Here is a 16,350-nt window from a genome sequence, read left to right on the forward strand (position 1 = left end):
CCGTCCACAGTTCTACTTCCGTACAACTGACGTGACCGGTACTATCGAACTGCCAGAAGGCGTAGAGATGGTAATGCCAGGCGACAACATCAAGATGGTTGTTACTCTGATCTGCCCAATCGCGATGGACGAAGGTCTGCGCTTCGCAATCCGTGAAGGTGGCCGTACAGTTGGTGCTGGTGTTGTAGCCAAGATCATCGCTTAATTGCGGATCTCGGCTATCATAAAAAGGCGACCTTAGGGTCGCCTTTTTACTGGCCGTTTGTCAGTCGTTCAAAAATGGTTGGCAATGAGTGTTNCAAGATCATCGCTTAATTGCGAGATAGGTTACTTTGAAAAGGAAGCTTCGGCTTCCTTTTTTGTTTTATAACCAAGTTACTTACACGCTTTGCTTCCTTCCTTTTATGCGCCAACGCTTAATTAATCCGGGATAGAGGATTTCTGCCTTAAGCTGTACCTTCATTTAAAGGGCTCACAGGGTTACGAGCCTGAATTGCACATAAATTCAACCTGCGCTTGTCGTGCACTAAAAACAGCTTGTTATTCATAAAGCTCACCTGAGCCTTGGATGGTTTGATGTCACCGAGACTTTGAACCTGGGTTAGTGCCAGTTCAAAGGCGCTTTGCTCCTCGGTCAGTGAATGGCACTCGAAACGATTGTTACCCTTGGTTCTTAACCACAACTGTGGCCCACAATTGCTGAAGCGGGCGCTGCCTGGCGCCAGACGGCGAGACGACTGCAATAGAAGATCTTTTTCCTGACCACTGCCGAGCATTTTGGAAAGCTTGCCCAAGAGGCTATCCGGCAGGCCATATTTGTATTCTGCCAATATAGTATCTTGAGTGCCTGGTGCCGATTGCCCCTGACAGAGGCAGAGAATCTGTTTGTCACAGACCTGGATCGCTTCAAGCCAGAGTGGGCTGCCTGGCTTTAAGGCGGTGAGCTCAGGTTCGTCCGGCTCCTTGTATCTGTTGACCAAGTGACAGTGATCGTCTTTGATAAATAGCCAGGAAATGGCTCGGCCCTTACGGGTATTGGGGGAACTCATTCGCAGTAGCAGTTGGTTGTCATCCAGCGGACAAAGCTGCAATGGCAGAAAGTGGAAGTGTTGCTGCTCCACAGTCATGGAAAGCACGTCCGGATTGGCAAAGGGATAGTGCTGCGCCTGATCTTCTGCCGGTGACTGCCAGATCCAGAGCCCGGTTTCATCCACCAAGGTGAGTTGTTGATGCCAGAGGCAGACCTGGGGATGCCCCTTAAATTGAGTGAGATCCAGCAACAAGTCGGGGGAGTCGGCCTCGGTAGGCCAAATGGCCAGCAGCGGCTTACCCTCAGACTCATCCCACAGAGTTAACGCCAGTAGTTCTGGGGCCAGGAAGCGGGCAGCCTCCAGTAACCAGCCTTTGTGGTTGAAATCCCACTCTCTGATGATACGGCTCTTGAGTCTGTGCATGAGATCTCCGGCAATAACAGCATTGGCATTGATTGTCGCAGAAACTGTGCAATAGATCTGCTACGAAAACAGAAATTTATCGACCTGTTTATCGGGAAACTTTGATCTGTTCCAGGCGCTATTCGACTGTGGGACTTGGCGGAGTTCAAAAGCTCCCGGGCACTAACTCATAGTCACGACACCGGGTAGCAGTTTGCCGGCGCGCCAGGAAAGAGGCAAAAGGCGTTTTATGTCCTAAACTTCTTTATGCCTGCTACTCAGCCACAGAGATCCCCATGACAAATAACAAGCAGCTCGAAACGCCCACGACTCTGGATGTACTCGATTCGGCCCAATGGCTGCATATCTCGGAAACGGTAAAACTCTTGTTGTTGTCGATAGCCCAGATAGAGTTGACCCTGACTGACGGTGAACACAATGTCACCGGTTTAGGGAGTCTGTTTACCGACATGGCGGAGCAATTGCGTGAGGTGAATGCCTGGTTGGAAACTCAGGAGAATACTCCGGCCGAGATCCTTGATCACGGTCGCCATCTGGCCGGTAAGGTCAATGAAGGCATAGTAGCTTTTCAGTTCTATGATCGTCTGTCACAAAGGCTCAACCATGTGGTGACCGGGCTGGCGCTGACTGAAGAAGTTCTGCGGTATGAGCATAGTCGCACCTCGGAACATGCCTGGAAAATGTTACAGCGTACGATTAAGTCGACATACTCGCTGGACTGTGAACGCAAAATGTTTGATCTTGTGCTGCAGGGAATGCCACTACACGAGGCTTTGAGCCAGTATCAAGATGAACATCTTAAGCACAACAACAACCATATCGAACTCTTCTGACTTTCTACGCCTGTTTATTATTTCCCTGGCTCTGGCCTGGCAACCCGCCTGGGCCGGCAAGGCCTCCTTTAGCCAATTCTGTGAAGCACTCAATGGCCATTGGCAGGGGGATGGTGCCCAAAGGGGGCAAACCCCGAAGGAGCTCAGCCTGGATGCCATCTGCAGTAAAGATAAGCGACAGTTGTTACTCAGCGTCAGTGAGGGCGTGCGCCACCCCCTGAGTGAAACCTGGTGGTTTCGAGACCAAGATCCCAGTGTGGGGCTCTGGTACTTTGACGGTGTGACCGAAGAACGCTTTCAATCCTTCACCCTTTACCATCAGGGCGGCGGATTTTCCCTGCTGGGTGAAGGGCGGTCCGGTGGACGTCCGGCGCTGATCCAACTGCTATTCGAAGCCGACAATGACGGCTGGCTCTGGCGCCAGAATCTGCACTATCTGGATGAGGACTCGGATAGCTATCAAACCTACAGAGCCATCTCACTGCAACCTCGCTGATTTATATAGCGCCGCTGAAACCCTGTTGACGCCAAGCTTCATAGCTGATGATAGCCACTGCATTGGAAAGGTTCAGGCTGCGGCTGGTGGGTACCATAGGGATCCTCAGTCTGTGCTCTGCAGCAATGCTTTGCAATATTTCCTGAGGCAGGCCGCGAGTCTCGGGGCCAAACAAGAGCACATCACCTTGCCGATATTCGAGCTCAGAATGTGGCCGGCTGCCCTTGGTGGTGCAAGCCAAAATACGTTTGCCCGCCATGGCCGCGAGAAAACGCGGGAAATCCGGGTAGCGGTTTAGTCGGGTCAGATCGCCATAATCCAGCCCGGCCCGGCGCAGTTTTTTCTCTTCCAGATCAAAGCCCAAAGGCTCTATCAGGTGTAGCTCGCAGCCGTTGTTGGCGCAGAGACGGATAATGTTGCCGGTATTGGGGGCAATTTCGGGTTCATAGAGGGCGATGTGGAACACGGGTTTACCTCAATGTGAAAAGGAGCTGCATTATAACTGCTATAGGTGAAGCATCTAGATGTTGTTGTAACATAATCCACGTCCTAACTCTCCTGTTTCAACCTCTTGATATTCGACATTTTTGCTTAAGTACGACGTATGCTTGTTGTTTATTTGTTTTGCTATTAGTATATTTTTGTTGCTCAACGGTAAATTTGTTGAGAGATAAGACTATAAAGTAAAGGGAGAGGTGTATGTTTAACAATTCAAAGCTGGCTTCGTCAGTAAAACTGGCTCTGGCCTTAGGCGTTGCCCTAAGTACCGTTCCAGCTTATGCGGAAGAGCAGGATGACAGTTCAAAAATAGAAAAGATCTCGGTTACAGGTTCTCGCATTGCAAAACCGGAGTTGAGTCAACCAACACCGGTAGTGAGTTTAGGTGCTGATGAAATAGCCAAGTTTGGTAACAATGATTTAGCCAGTATCCTTGCTGAATTGCCAGCCGTTGGTGCCACAGACACCATTATCGGCAACAATAACAGCAATGAGAATGCAGGTCTCAGTTCCGCAGATTTGCGCCGTTTAGGAGCCAACCGTACCTTGGTGTTGGTCAATGGTAAGCGTCACGTTGCTGGTGCTCCTGGTTCTGCTCAAGTGGATCTATCAACAATTCCCTCTGGATTAATTGAGCGGGTTGAAATAATCACTGGTGGTGCCTCGGCGATTTATGGTTCTGATGCAGTTTCCGGTGTTATTAACGTTATCTTGAAGGATAATTATGAAGGATTTGAATTCGATGCATCTGCGGGGAATTCTACCGAAGGCGTAGGTACTGAACATCATACTTTTAGTATCTTGGGTGGTTCAAATGTTGCGGACGGTAAAGGGAACGTCACCTTCTATGCGGGCTATGACCGTACTAAGGAAGTGATGTCAGAAGCTATTCGCCAATTTGATTCTTGGGGTACTATTGTTAACCCAGATAATACGGGTGAAGAAGATGGCATCCCAGATCGATTGCGAGTGCCAAAGGTTTATTCGGAAATGATCAGCTCTAACGGTGTTATTAATCCGTTTGGTGGTGACCGTTGGGCTTTTGACAATGACGGTAATCCCGTAAGGCAGCCAGATCGTCAAGGTACTAACAGCTTTGCGTTTGGTAACTTCCCCGATGGATGTGAATACTGTTTCAATACCGAAGATTATGAAAACTATATACCTGGGGTAGAACGTATTACGGTTGGCTCTACCTTTAACTATCAAATTACTGACAATGTTCAATTTTTCAGTGACTTCAAATATGTGAAAGCTGATATTACCCAGCAGTTTCAGCCGTCTTTCCTCTTTGGAGATATAGATATCAATGTGGCAGATAATGCGTTCATTGATGAGGATCTGAGACAGAGTCTGTTGGCTTCAGGCCAAGACGTTGTGTCTATGGCTAAGTTCTTTGACGAACTTGGCAATCGTTCAGCAGACAATCGTCGTGAAACCTTCCGTTTTGTAGGTGGTTTTAAAGGTGGTTTTGAATTGAGTCAGACACCTTTTGATTATGAGATCTATTATGTCTACGGTGAGACCAACAACCGCCGTAAAACTCTGAATGATTTGATTGAAGGGAACCTCTATGCTGCGGTCGACTCAGTGATAGATCCTGTTTCAGGCGAGGCGGTTTGTCGCAGTCAGTTAGACAGTGCTCAAGGCCCAGGTTATGAAGATCCTGCAACTGTGAATAGTGGTGGTTGTGTGGCTTATAATCCGTTCGGACTTGGCCAGGCTTCAGAAGCCGCCAGAGACTGGGTTTCTGCAGATGTGACTCGTGAAGATAAAATCACCCAAGAAGTCATTGGCGGTACCTTAGTCACAGATTCCAGCGAACTGTTTGAATTGCAGGGCGGACCTATCGATTTGGTGGTGGGCTTTGAATATCGCGAAGAAACTTCAGAGTCCATTACTGACGAATTCACCAAAGCAGGTTTCCTGACCAATGCTGCGACACCTGACTCATATGGCGAGTATGATGTAACTGAGTACTTCCTGGAAGTGAATGTGCCCCTGTTGAAGGACTTGGCTTTTGCCAATGAGTTATCGATAGATGGTGCTTACCGTAAGGCCGATTATTCCCATGCCGGTAACGCAGAAGCTTGGAAGGTGGGGGCTATCTATGCACCTATTGAAGAGTTACGAGTACGAGCCACTTATGGTGAAGCCATTCGAGCTCCAAACATAGGTGAAGCTTTTGACCCGGTATCTCCAGGTTTTGCTCGAGTAGCAGATCCTTGTGATGCAGACAATATCACTGATGATCCGGATCGTGCCGCCAACTGTGCAGCATTGGGGATTCCACCAGGCTTCCAGGCCAATGATAATGTTAGCGTTGATTTGCTTTCCGGTGGTAACCCTGACCTAGAGTCTGAACAATCTACGTCTAAAACTGGGGGAATTGTTTGGCAACCTAGTTTCGTAGAGCGTTTATCCTTCTCTGTCGATTACTATGATATTGAGATCAAAGACGCTATCACCTTTGTTGCCGCACAAGATGTGGCCGATAACTGTGTTGATGCGACTGGCGGTCCAGATGCCGGGTATTGTTCTCAAATCGATCGTGATCCAGTTACCAATGATATTACTTTGGTTCGTTCGGGTTATTTGAACGCTGCGGCTTACAACACTCGTGGCCTCGAGTTCCAGGCGAGCTATGCTTTAGATGTGGGACCTGGCGAGTTGAGTATGAACCTCTTGGGAGATCGTCTGTTGGAACTTGAATTATTCGAATTCCAGGACCGTCCTGATGAGATCAACGATGAGAAAGGTGAAGTAGGTGATCCTGAATTGCAGTTCCGCTTTAGCGCAAGTTATAAGTGGGAAGATTTGACTGTAAGTTGGGCAACTCGTTATGTAGATAGTGTTGTGTTGTATGACGTATCACCTAATGGCGGTTCTCCAGAAGATGTGGATATCAGTCATATCGGCTCTATGACTACTCATGATCTGTCAGCCACCTATTATATTTCAGATAACATAGTGGTACGAGGCGGTATTCGTAACCTATTCGATGCGGTGCCTCCAGGCTATACCGCAGATCCTAGCTACGATCTTGTTGGACGTCGTTTCTTCGCCGGTGTGAACATTAAGTTCTAATTCGGAAAGTGAAAAAAGTGCCGCAACAATCATGTTGCGGCACTTTTTTATTGTCTTGCTTAAACCATCATTCCCTGGCGATGGTGATTGTCTGGAATTAGGTGACTACTATAATCGGCCCATTAAGAAGGCCGATTATTTACGATTGTAGACACGCCGAATTAGAAGAAACCCAAGGGACTGGTGGAGTAACTCACCAGCAGATTCTTGGTATTTTGGTAGTGAGACAGCATCATTTTGTGGGTCTCCCGGCCGATACCTGACTTCTTGTATCCTCCGAAAGCGGCATGTGCCGGATAGGCATGATAGCAGTTGATCCAGACTCGTCCTGCTTGGATCCCCCGCCCCATCCGCTGTGCCCGATTCATATCCCGGGTCCAGACGCCGGCACCCAAACCATACTGAGTGTCGTTGGCAATGCTGAGTGCTTCTGCTTCATCTTTGAAGGTGGTTACAGCAACGACAGGGCCAAAGATCTCCTCCTGAAATACCCGCATCCGGTTATGGCCGCTGAGTATTGTCGGGGTAACATAATAGCCCTGACTCTGGGAACCCGGCAGGCTGTTGGCCTGACCGCCAAGCAGTACCTTGGCGCCTTCATTGCGGCCAATTTCCAGATAGCTGAGTATTTTATCAAACTGCTCCTGTGACGCTTGAGCGCCGACCTGAGTGTCGGTATCCAGCGGATCTCCCTGTTTGATACTCTGGGCTCTGGCGATGACCCGCTCGATAAATTTGTCGTAGATGGACTCCTGGATCAGTACCCGGCTGGGGCAGGTGCAGACTTCACCCTGGTTGAAAAAGGCCAGCAACATGCCTTCGACCGCCTTATCCAGATAGTCGTCTTCCTGTTCCAGGACATCGGCGAAATAGATGTTGGGGGATTTTCCACCCAGCTCAACGGTCGAGGGGATCAGTGACTCAGCGGCGCACTTGAGTATGTGATAACCCACTTCGGTTGACCCCGTGAAAGCCAACTTGGCGATGCGTTTGCTGGTGGCCAACGCTTGACCCGCCTCGGCGCCAAAGCCGTTGACGACATTAAGCACCCCGGCAGGCAGCAAATCCTGAATCTGCTCCAGCAGTACCATGATGGAAACCGGTGTCTGCTCTGCCGGCTTGAGTACGATACAGTTGCCGGCCGCCAGTGCCGGGGCTATCTTCCAGGCTGCCATCAGGAGTGGAAAGTTCCAGGGAATGATCTGCCCAACCACGCCCAAAGGTTCGGGAAAGTGATAGCTGACCGTGGTGGCATCAATATCGGCAGCACTGCCTTCCTGCGCGCGAATACAGCCGGCAAAGTAACGGAAGTGGTCCACCAACAGGGGTAAGTCGGCATTGAGGGTTTCCCTGACTGCCTTGCCGTTTTCCCAGGTTTTGGCCACTGCCAGCATCTCCAACCTCTGCTCTACTCTATCGGCAATGCGCAGTAACAGATTGGCCCGTTCGGTGACTGAAGTCTTACCCCAACTCTCTTTGGCGGCATGGGCCGCATCCAACGCCAACTCGATATCCCGGGCGTCAGAGCGGGCGGCCTGACAGAAGACTTCGCCGGTGACCGGGGTACGGTTATCAAAGTATTGTCCGCCAACCGGCGCGAGCCACTTTCCACCAATAAAATTGTCGTACTTGTCCTTGAACTGCAGCAGGGCACCCTGAGTGCCGGGTTGGGCATAAATCATGGTGAGTTTTGAAAGGTTTTTCTTGTATTTATCTGTTCGGCCACAGCGGCCTTGGCTCAGGTAAACGCAAAGGCCGGGCCAGTGTTAGCCTGCTTGTTCATTTATTGTGCTAACAGTATGATGAAAAACTAAATTTGCGATTGCTGTATCTTGGCGTGGTGCCGGGTACTCGAGTTGTCTATCGCGCAAACTGTGGCAAAAAGGTACACACAGGTGTACCAGAATGGAGCAGGGCTATGACACTCAAGACCCATTCCCAATCCTGGTTATCGGCTTCCTGGCAACGTTGCCAGGGGGCTGGGCTCAATCCCGCTGCCATACCCGATGAACTCAGGCTCAATACTGCTGCTCTTGATGAGCGGCGCCAGCGCCATGGCCGGCTGCTGCAAGCCGTGGAGCACAGTGCACTGCCACTGTTCAATCAACTTATGGGGCGAACCCAGAGTCGGCTCATCCTCTCGGATCCTCAAGGTTTTGTGCTACAGCACTGGGGCGTGAGCCGCTACTCACAGAAGCTTGCCAATATTGCCCTGGATACCGGGGTCAACTGGCTGGAGCAATACAAGGGAACCAATGCCATAGCCGCGGCACTCAGCGAACGCCAGTGTGTTTCGGTTATCGGTGAGCAGCACTTTATCAAGAGCCACAGATTTATGAGTTGCACCGCCAGCCCGCTGTTCTCCCCGGACGGTGAGTTGCTGGGAGCCTTGGATATCACCAGTGAGCAGCAAACCCATACCCCAAAGACAGCCATTTTGGTGTCCAGTTTGGCGCAGCAGTTGGAGCTGGCCTTATTGTGCCGACTTCCCGGCGCTGCTGTTCGATTGGATCTGGCGCCGCAGCAGGCCCTGTTGCATTCAGGTTGGCAAGGCGTGTTGGTGCTCGACCTTGATGGACGGGTGCTGGGCGCCAACCCTATGGCAAGGCAACTACTCAAAGGCATCAACCTGGGCCAAATTCACCAGGCCTTGTCCCCTCAGGTATTGAGCCGGGGCAGCGGCCGCTTGCAGCAGGGATTGGTGTTCAGAACCCAGGCGTTGGAGCAGCCTCAACATACCAAGCCCGTGGTTCGAGCGAGCCAGAGCCGAGAAAGCCAGAGCAGAGAAAGCAGCGCTGCTTTTAAAGAACCCAGGTTGGATCAAGCCTGGCAGCAGGCGCGTAAGGTGTTGGTACGAAATATCCCTTTGCTGATCCTCGGGGAAACCGGAGTGGGCAAGGAGCAGTTTGTCAAACAGCTGCATGTGCAAAGTTCCAGGCATCAGCAGCCTTTTGTGGCGGTTAACTGCGCCGCGATCCCGGCGGAGCTGGTGGAATCAGAGCTGTTTGGTTATCAGGCGGGTGCCTTTACCGGAGCTTCCAGGCAGGGATATGTCGGCAAAATACGTCAGGCGCACCAGGGATCCCTGTTTCTGGATGAAATCGGCGAGATGCCCCTGGCGGCCCAGAGCCGTTTGCTGAGGGTGTTGCAGGAGCGCGAGGTGGTGCCCATTGGCAGTAATCAGGCACATAGCGTCGACATTCAGGTGATTGCCGCCACTCATATGGACTTACCGGCATTGGTGCAGCAGGGGGCCTTTCGCGCCGATCTCTATTACCGGCTCAATGGTTTGCAGGTCACACTGCCTGCATTGCGCCAGCGAAGCGACCTGCGGCGTCTGATCCACAAATTGCACCAGCGCTATCGAGTTCGGCCCCAGAGCCTGTGTCCTGTGCTGGAGCAGCGATTGCTGCAATATCATTGGCCGGGAAACCTACGGGAGCTGGATAACCTGATGCAGGTAGCCTGTTTGATGGCCGAAGAGTTCCCTGAACTCAACTGGCAAACGCTGCCTGAAAGTCTGCAGCAGACCTTGGTGGCTACAGAAGAGACTGTGACCGGTTTGGTACCCGCGCCGGGCAACAATCTGCACCGCCAAATGCAGACGCAAATTCGCGACACCTGGCTGGCTTGCAATGGTAACGTCAGTGAAGCGGCACGCCGTTTGGGGATTAGCCGCAACACCCTATACCGTAAGCTTAAGGCGTTGGCGCTGAAGTAGTTTTAGATGTTGGTATTTCGTTAATAATTCCGTAGTGGTAGAGCCAAGTAATGAGGCCAGGGCAACAGATTGGGATTATCGAATGTGAACCAAGCTGCGAAATAACCCATGAGTTGCACGCCTCGACACTCTGCTAATGCTCTTGTGTCCCGTCGCGTTTTTTTCCATTAGTCTTGAATTTGTATTTTTAACAGCAGGAGCGGTAATCATGTTTAAGGCACTGGTATTGACCCAAAACGATAAACGGACCCAGGCTCAAGTCACTCAGTTGCAAGACAGCGATCTGCCTGAGGGGGATGTTCTGGTCGATGTTGCCTACAGTTCGCTGAACTACAAAGACGGCCTGGCGGTGACCGGGCTTGGCAAGATTATCCGTCAATTCCCCATGGTACCGGGTATCGACTTTGCCGGTGTGGTGCGAGAGTCGGCCCATCCTGACTATCAGCCAGGCGATGAAGTGATCCTCACCGGCTGGGGCGTTGGTGAAAACCATTGGGGTGGCATGGCCGAGCGTGCCAGAGTCAAGGGTGACTGGCTGGTGCCTATGCCACTGGGTTGCACAGCCGCCAAGTCGATGATGATAGGCACCGCCGGCCTTACGGCCATGCTGTGTGTACAAGCGTTGCAGCAAGCTGGGATCAAACCGGAAGATGGCGAGGTGCTGGTAACCGGCGCCAGTGGTGGTGTCGGCTCGGTGGCCGTGACGCTGCTGGCTAAACTCGGCTTTAAGGTTGTCGCCAGCACAGGGCGCCTGGAGCAGAATGCGGCCTGGCTCAAGCAGCTTGGCGCCAGCGATTTAATTGAGCGCAGCGAGCTTGAGCAGGATGCCAAACCACTGGATAAGCAGCGCTGGGCCGCCGTAGTGGATACCGTAGGGAACAAGGTGCTGGCCAGCGCATTATCACAGCTGAATTATGCTGGGGTTGCCGCGATTTGCGGCCTGGCGGGTGGCTTTGCCCTGCCAACCACGGTAATGCCCTTTATTCTTCGTGGCGTCAGCCTACTGGGAATCGACTCGGTGCAGTGCCCGGCCGCCAAGCGCCGCGCTGCCTGGGAGCAGATAGTGGCTTTACTGCCTGAGAGTTACTATCAAGAGGCTTGCCATGAAATCACTCTGGAGCAGGTCCCCGAGGCCGCAGCGCAAATCGTTAAAGGTGAAATCAGCGGCCGCACTCTGATTAAAGTCGGCTGATCCTCGCCTAAAGGGGCCTCTGGGCCCCCAACAGTTTGTTGTGACTTGTCCTGAATACAGTTAGGCCCCAGCAATACGGCTTCAACCCAGCTTTTATGTTTATATTCATTCTATTGAGTCAGTGCTTGGCTAACTTTGCCTTAGATTAGTTTTTGAGCTTGAGAAAGAGCCAAAGTCATAGCGGTTTATCAGTCGCTCTCATGGGTCGAGCTGGTGATGAGTTATCTGCGTGGCGCCATGATCAATACCGACGATGCCTGCAAGGCCCACGACGACCCGCAGCTCTATTACCAGTTCAGTTATGCGCTGATCCATCTGATGGGGCACTCAGATAAGCGCCGTCCCTCCAAACAACAGTTTGCCGCCTGGCTAAGCCGCCAACCCCGGCTTGAAGATGAGCCTGAAGGTCTCAGGCGTGTGGTAAATGGATGACGACCTCAAGCCCACCTTGGATACGATTGCTGGTCTGAATATGGCCGTTGTTAGTAAGGCTTATTTCTACCCATGACCCCTTGGCCTCGGCGCAGTTATTTACCTGGGCATGGCAGTAGCGAATGGCGTTGCGCAGCAGATTTTCAATCGTCAGCGACTCAAGCTTTGGGGCTATGGACTGTTCCAGCTCTTCCGGTATCAGGCAGTTAAGTTCCTTTTGCTCATCTCCGACCATCCCCTTTTGGCGTGCCAGGGCTAGCGCCAGTTCGTCTTATGGTGCTTGGATTGCCCCTGTCCCCTGGTTTTTTATTGGCAATGACGTGTTTTATTTCATAACTCCCTTGCTAAAAAGTGAGTTTATCGATTCACTATGGCACACAATGTGTTCTGTGTTGTGGAAGAGAATTTGTGGAACAACTAACCAAAACTAAAGCCGATATTTTCAAGGCCTTGGGACATCCAACGCGTCTATGGATAGTTGAACAACTTGCTGATGGCGAAAAATGTGTATGTGAATTTGTAGAGGCACTTGATGTTGATTTTTCAACGGTTTCCAAGCATCTATCCATACTTCGTACTAGGGGCATTGTCGGTATGGAAAAGCGTGGGAAGCAGATCTTCTATCATCTAGCTATGCCGTGTTTGCTTCATTCACTCAATTGTATTGATTGTTTACAGGATCACCAAATTCAGAAGTAGATCGCATTCCCGAAGTGGTTTCTTACCTATCATTTGGCTAAATAACCAAATGATAGGTGGTGTTATGTTTAAAATCAAAGTGTTAGGGTCTGGCTGTACTAAATGCCAAAAGCTGGCTGAAACTTGTTCTGCTGTGGCGGATTCTTTAGAGCTTGATTATCAGCTAGTTAAAGTTACAGATGTCGAAGAAATTATGGAGTACGGTGTGATGTCGACTCCGGCTTTGGTTATAGATGAACAAGTTAAGTTGACAGGTCGTCTTGCCAGTCCTGCGGAGATCAAGGCGTTAATGCTGGCACACATTGAATCTTCAGTGTAGAGCATAGCCAAGCCGGAATAAGCGGCTTCTTCTCCGGCTTTCCATCTAAGGAAGGTGCGAATAAGCCCTCGCGACACCTTTCCTAATAATGTAGCCACAGCTCAAAGGTGGTAAATCATGATGCACCTCTTTTCTGATCTGGCGACTTGGATAACCTTTGGATTGTTAGGCATTCCTCCAGAGACCAAGCTGGCTGACGCAATACACTTTTTTATTGAAGATACCACTAAGATTTTCGCGCTGTTGATCCTGATGATTTATGTCATCGCCTTGGTGAGAGCTTCACTTAATGTTGAACGTATTCGGGATTATTTAGCGGGTAAAAATCGCTTTGTCGGTTATTTTCTGGGAGCAAGTTTTGGTGCGGTGACCCCCTTTTGCTCTTGTTCAAGTATTCCGGTGTTTCTAGGCTTCACCTCCGCAGGCATTCCTGTCGGCATCACTATGGCATTTCTTATTACTTCACCCTTAATTAATGAGGTCGCCATTCTGCTGTTGGTAAGCTTATTGGGGTGGAAGTTTACGATGATTTATGTAGGTGTAGGTCTGTCAGTGGGTATACTTGCAGGGGCTTTCCTGGATGCTGTTCGTGCTGAGCGTTGGCTACAGTCCTTTGCAGCCAAGGCGTTTGAAAGAGGGAAATTACAGGCGGGTGTATCTAATAATCAACAAGAAGCATCGGCCCCACTGATGACTTTATCGGAACGACATCAATTTGCCAAAAGTGAAACCAAAGCGATTTTTTCTCGGGTATGGAAATGGGTCATTATCGGCGTTGGGCTTGGCGCGGCACTTCATGGGTTTGTTCCGGATGGTTGGATTGAAACTCACTTGGGTGATGGTCAATGGTGGTCTGTGCCTGTTGCTGTGTTAATAGGTATTCCGCTTTATTCCAATGCGACTGGGGTTATTCCTATTATGGAAAGCCTCATCATCAATGGTCTTCCTATAGGGACAACATTGGCTTTTTGTATGGCCACGGTTGCCGCCAGTTTCCCCGAATTTATCTTGCTTAAGCAGGTGATGCAATGGCGCTTGTTAGCGATTGTTTTTACGATTTTACTGATGTCATTCACCCTTATAGGGTGGGTTTTCAACGCAATTGGTCCTATGTTGGTCTAGCTCCAATATTAAAATATTGACTAAAGTAAAGCTGTGCTTTGTGCCATCTCTTTCAGAAGAGATGCTTTAGCGGGGGCGCAGTGCTTCACCTTGCGAGGAAGTGTTGCGACTGGCTTTTCAGGGGCGATTATGGGCCAGCCCCTCGTATTTTTGGCCCCCCTAATAATCATTATCTGCAGAGATAGATGTTTAATGGTTATGCAGTCACATATCAACATGATTGAGCACAATGTATGCCGCCAATCCTCTTTGGAAGGTGAGCCCGAGGGGCTCAGGCGTGTGGCAAATGGATGACGACCTCGAGCCCACCTTGGGCGCGATTGCTTGCCAGAATATGGCCACCGTGGGCTTGCACTGCGGCATCGGCAATGGCCAGCCCCAGCCCCCAACCGCCACTCTCTCTTTCCCTGGCTGAATGCGGTCGATAGAAGGGCTTGAAAATAGCCTCCAACTCAGATTCCTCAATACCCGGGCCGTCGTCAGTAATGCTTATCTCTACCCATGGCCCCTTGGTCTCGGCGCAGATATTTACCTGGGCATGGCAGTAGCGAATGGCGTTGCGCAGCAGGTTTTCAATCGCCCGCGACAGCGGTCTTGGGTAGATGGGCAACTCCAGTTCTTCCGGTATCAGGATGCAGAGATCTTTTTGTTGCTGTTCGGCTTCAAATTCGGCATCGTCCAGTACCTGGCTCAGTGATTCGGCCAAGCCTACTTTCAGTTTGTTGTCCTGTGCCTTGAGTTTCACCCGGGAAAGTTCCAGCAGCTCGGCAATCATTTTTTCCAGTTGGTCGGCCTCGTAGGCGATACGTTCGGCTTCATCTCCGGCCATACCCTTCTTGCGTGCCAGAGCCAGTGCCAATTGCAGTCTGGTCAACGGAGTTCGCAGCTCATGGGAGATGTCGCTTATCAGTCGCTGCTGATTATTGACCATGGTTTCGATGGCGGCCGCCATGCTGTTAAAGGCCTGGGCCAGTTCGCCGATTTCGTCGTGGCGTCCGGCAGTGGCATCGTCGACCCGGCTGTTCAATTGTCCCAGCGCCAGGGCGTTGGCGCTTTGTTTCAACGAACGCAGCGGCTTGCCCAGGTGCCAGGCCAACAAACCACAGAGCAACCCTGAAAGCAGAATCGCCAGCGACAATGTCAATAACTTGTGTTCAATAAAGAAAAAGAACCAGGGCATGGGGTGGTGATCCGGCAACCGGCCATAAAGGGCATAGGGAGTGCCGTTAACCTTAAAATCGAATGGGCCGAATATCAGTTCATCGCGAAACTGGTGTGAAATTGGTACGTTAGCTTCCTCCGCCATCAACATAAAGCGGCGCATGCCTTTGGACACTCTGTGAGTGTTGATTATCTGTCCCTGCTCATTGACCAGATAGATGCGAATTGGCTTGCCTTCCATGCTGCGTCTGCGCTCCCAATGGTGCAGAAAGCGGCCATTCAACTTGGCCGGTTCCTGTTGCAGCTCATCGGCGACCTGAGACAAGACCTCCCGCAGTTTAGGCGGCATTGGGGCCCTGTCATGGTTTTGCTGCAGCAGCGGCAGCATGCCAACAGCAAGAATGATCAGGCTGCTGCAGAGCCAAAAGCCCAGCAGCAGTTTGATAAAGAGGCGATTGGGCAGGGAAAATGATTTCATCAGGGGATCCAGATATAACCTTTGCCACGTATGGTCTTGACCCTGGGGCGACCGTCGCTGCGTTCCGGCAGTTTCTTGCGTAGGTTGGAAAGGTGCATGTCCAGGCTGCGATCAAAGGGCATCAACTTTTTGCCCAGCACGGTTTCGCTAAGCTCATCTTTGCTGATCAGTTCGCCGGCCTGATTGGCCAGGGTATAGAGCAGGCTGAACTCAGTACCGGTCAGCAACAGTAACTGTTCATTGCAATAGGCTTCCTGACGGGCAGAGTCCAGGCTGAGATCGCCTATGGTTTGAATACCGCTCTGGGGAATGTCCTGCGGGGTGATATTGGCACGGCGTATGATGGCGCGGATCCTGGCAACCAGTTCCCTGTCATTGAAAGGCTTGGGCAGATAGTCGTCTGCGCCTATCTCCAGGCCAACCACTCTGTCTATCTCATCGCCACGGGCGGTAAGCATAAGCACGGGGGTTTGTTTCTTGCCACGCAGCTCCCTGAGCACTTCGAAGCCGTTGAGCTTGGGCAGCATCACATCCAATAGGATCAGGTCGTAATCATTGGCAATCGCCAGTTCCAGGCCGCTCTGACCATCATGGGCCAGTGTCAGCTCAAAGCCTTCCAGCTCCAGCAATTGCCCCAAGAGTTCTGCCAGGCCCAGGTCATCGTCTATCAATAAAATCCGGCTCATTTATACGCCTCACACAATTTCTCTCTGCCGAGTATACCCGCTTTTGAGTCAACTGCGGTTTAGCTGTGTAAGTCTGGGTAAAGATACGGATCTTCAACCCGGATAACCAAGCTTTACAGTGCTTTACTCAGTTTGAACCCACACTTACACATAGAGGACTAGACTGGAAGAC

The 16,350-nt window shown here is 51.0% G+C and carries 16 protein-coding genes; 10 read left to right on the top strand and 6 right to left on the bottom strand.

Annotated elements, in window-relative coordinates; genetic code table 11:
• Positions 1-205: EF-Tu C-terminal domain-related protein (locus CX650_RS17385; RefSeq protein WP_478012142.1), on the top strand; the 205-nt coding region annotated here is incomplete at its 5' end.
• A gap of 241 nt (positions 206-446) precedes the next feature.
• On the opposite strand, the gene CX650_RS17390 is transcribed toward CX650_RS17385, so the two are convergent.
• A complete protein-coding gene (locus tag CX650_RS17390) occupies positions 447-1,454 on the bottom strand; it encodes a hypothetical protein (RefSeq protein WP_101096554.1) in 1,008 nt (335 codons plus the stop codon).
• 275 nt (positions 1,455-1,729) lie between these two features.
• On the opposite strand from CX650_RS17390, the gene CX650_RS17395 reads away from it, so the two are divergent.
• Positions 1,730-2,287: a hypothetical protein gene (locus tag CX650_RS17395; protein WP_101096555.1), complete on the top strand. Its 558-nt coding sequence runs from the start codon at positions 1,730-1,732 to the stop codon at positions 2,285-2,287.
• A complete protein-coding gene (locus CX650_RS17400) occupies positions 2,244-2,783 on the top strand; it encodes a hypothetical protein (RefSeq protein ID WP_101096556.1) in 540 nt (179 codons plus the stop codon). Before CX650_RS17395 ends, CX650_RS17400 begins: the two co-directional genes overlap by 44 nt.
• Position 2,784: 1 nt before the next feature.
• Here CX650_RS17400 and CX650_RS17405 read toward each other — a convergent pair whose 3' ends face one another.
• Positions 2,785-3,249 carry a tRNA (cytidine(34)-2'-O)-methyltransferase gene (locus CX650_RS17405; RefSeq protein WP_101096557.1) on the bottom strand — a complete coding sequence of 155 codons (465 nt, stop codon included), beginning with the start codon at positions 3,247-3,249 and terminating at the stop codon, positions 2,785-2,787.
• 233 nt (positions 3,250-3,482) lie between these two features.
• Between CX650_RS17405 and CX650_RS17410 the strand changes: the two genes are divergently transcribed.
• Entirely contained in the window at positions 3,483-6,368 is a 2,886-nt protein-coding gene (locus CX650_RS17410) for a TonB-dependent receptor domain-containing protein (RefSeq protein WP_101096558.1), read from the top strand.
• Positions 6,369-6,529: 161 nt separating this feature from the next.
• Here CX650_RS17410 and exaC read toward each other — a convergent pair whose 3' ends face one another.
• A complete protein-coding gene (exaC, locus tag CX650_RS17415; protein ID WP_101096559.1) occupies positions 6,530-8,050 on the bottom strand; it encodes an acetaldehyde dehydrogenase ExaC in 1,521 nt (506 codons plus the stop codon).
• Between the two features lie 236 nt (positions 8,051-8,286).
• On the opposite strand from exaC, the gene CX650_RS17420 reads away from it, so the two are divergent.
• The 3 genes from CX650_RS17420 to CX650_RS17430 all read left to right on the top strand — a co-directional run bounded on the left by CX650_RS17420 (position 8,287) and on the right by CX650_RS17430 (position 11,713).
• Positions 8,287-10,089 (top strand): sigma-54-dependent Fis family transcriptional regulator, encoded by a 1,803-nt coding sequence (locus CX650_RS17420; protein ID WP_101096560.1) that lies wholly within the window; start codon positions 8,287-8,289, stop codon positions 10,087-10,089.
• A gap of 208 nt (positions 10,090-10,297) precedes the next feature.
• Complete coding sequence (gene acuI / locus CX650_RS17425) at positions 10,298-11,281, top strand: acrylyl-CoA reductase (NADPH) (RefSeq protein WP_101096561.1); 984 nt, start codon at positions 10,298-10,300, stop codon at positions 11,279-11,281.
• A 216-nt stretch (positions 11,282-11,497) separates the two neighbouring features.
• Positions 11,498-11,713 (top strand): hypothetical protein, encoded by a 216-nt coding sequence (locus CX650_RS17430; protein WP_189484322.1) that lies wholly within the window; start codon positions 11,498-11,500, stop codon positions 11,711-11,713.
• Here CX650_RS17430 and CX650_RS17435 read toward each other — a convergent pair.
• Positions 11,691-11,948 carry an ATP-binding protein gene (locus CX650_RS17435; protein WP_101096562.1) on the bottom strand — a complete coding sequence of 86 codons (258 nt, stop codon included), beginning with the start codon at positions 11,946-11,948 and terminating at the stop codon, positions 11,691-11,693. The two genes, CX650_RS17430 and CX650_RS17435, sit on opposite strands and share 23 nt — an antisense overlap.
• Positions 11,949-12,121: 173 nt before the next feature.
• On the opposite strand from CX650_RS17435, the gene CX650_RS17440 reads away from it, so the two are divergent.
• From CX650_RS17440 to CX650_RS17450, 3 genes are all read left to right on the top strand, one after another.
• On the top strand, positions 12,122-12,412 hold the full coding sequence (locus tag CX650_RS17440) for an ArsR/SmtB family transcription factor (protein ID WP_039034715.1): 291 nt from the start codon (positions 12,122-12,124) through the stop codon (positions 12,410-12,412).
• Positions 12,413-12,476: 64 nt separating this feature from the next.
• Entirely contained in the window at positions 12,477-12,731 is a 255-nt protein-coding gene (locus CX650_RS17445; protein ID WP_071476355.1) for a thioredoxin family protein, read from the top strand.
• A 117-nt stretch (positions 12,732-12,848) separates the two neighbouring features.
• The gene (locus CX650_RS17450; RefSeq protein ID WP_101096563.1) at positions 12,849-13,853 is read left to right on the top strand and encodes a permease; all 1,005 of its coding nucleotides are present in this window, start codon (positions 12,849-12,851) and stop codon (positions 13,851-13,853) included.
• A 271-nt stretch (positions 13,854-14,124) separates the two neighbouring features.
• Here CX650_RS17450 and CX650_RS17460 read toward each other — a convergent pair whose 3' ends face one another.
• Positions 14,125-15,492 carry an ATP-binding protein gene (locus tag CX650_RS17460; protein WP_101096564.1) on the bottom strand — a complete coding sequence of 456 codons (1,368 nt, stop codon included), beginning with the start codon at positions 15,490-15,492 and terminating at the stop codon, positions 14,125-14,127.
• Positions 15,492-16,178, bottom strand: a complete 687-nt coding sequence (locus tag CX650_RS17465; RefSeq protein ID WP_039034710.1) for a response regulator — start codon at positions 16,176-16,178, stop codon at positions 15,492-15,494. The genes CX650_RS17460 and CX650_RS17465 overlap by 1 nt, the downstream gene beginning before the upstream one ends.
• Between the last annotated feature and the right edge of the window lie 172 nt (positions 16,179-16,350).

The organism is Shewanella indica, from assembly GCF_002836975.1.
GTDB lineage: Bacteria > Pseudomonadota > Gammaproteobacteria > Enterobacterales > Shewanellaceae > Shewanella > Shewanella indica.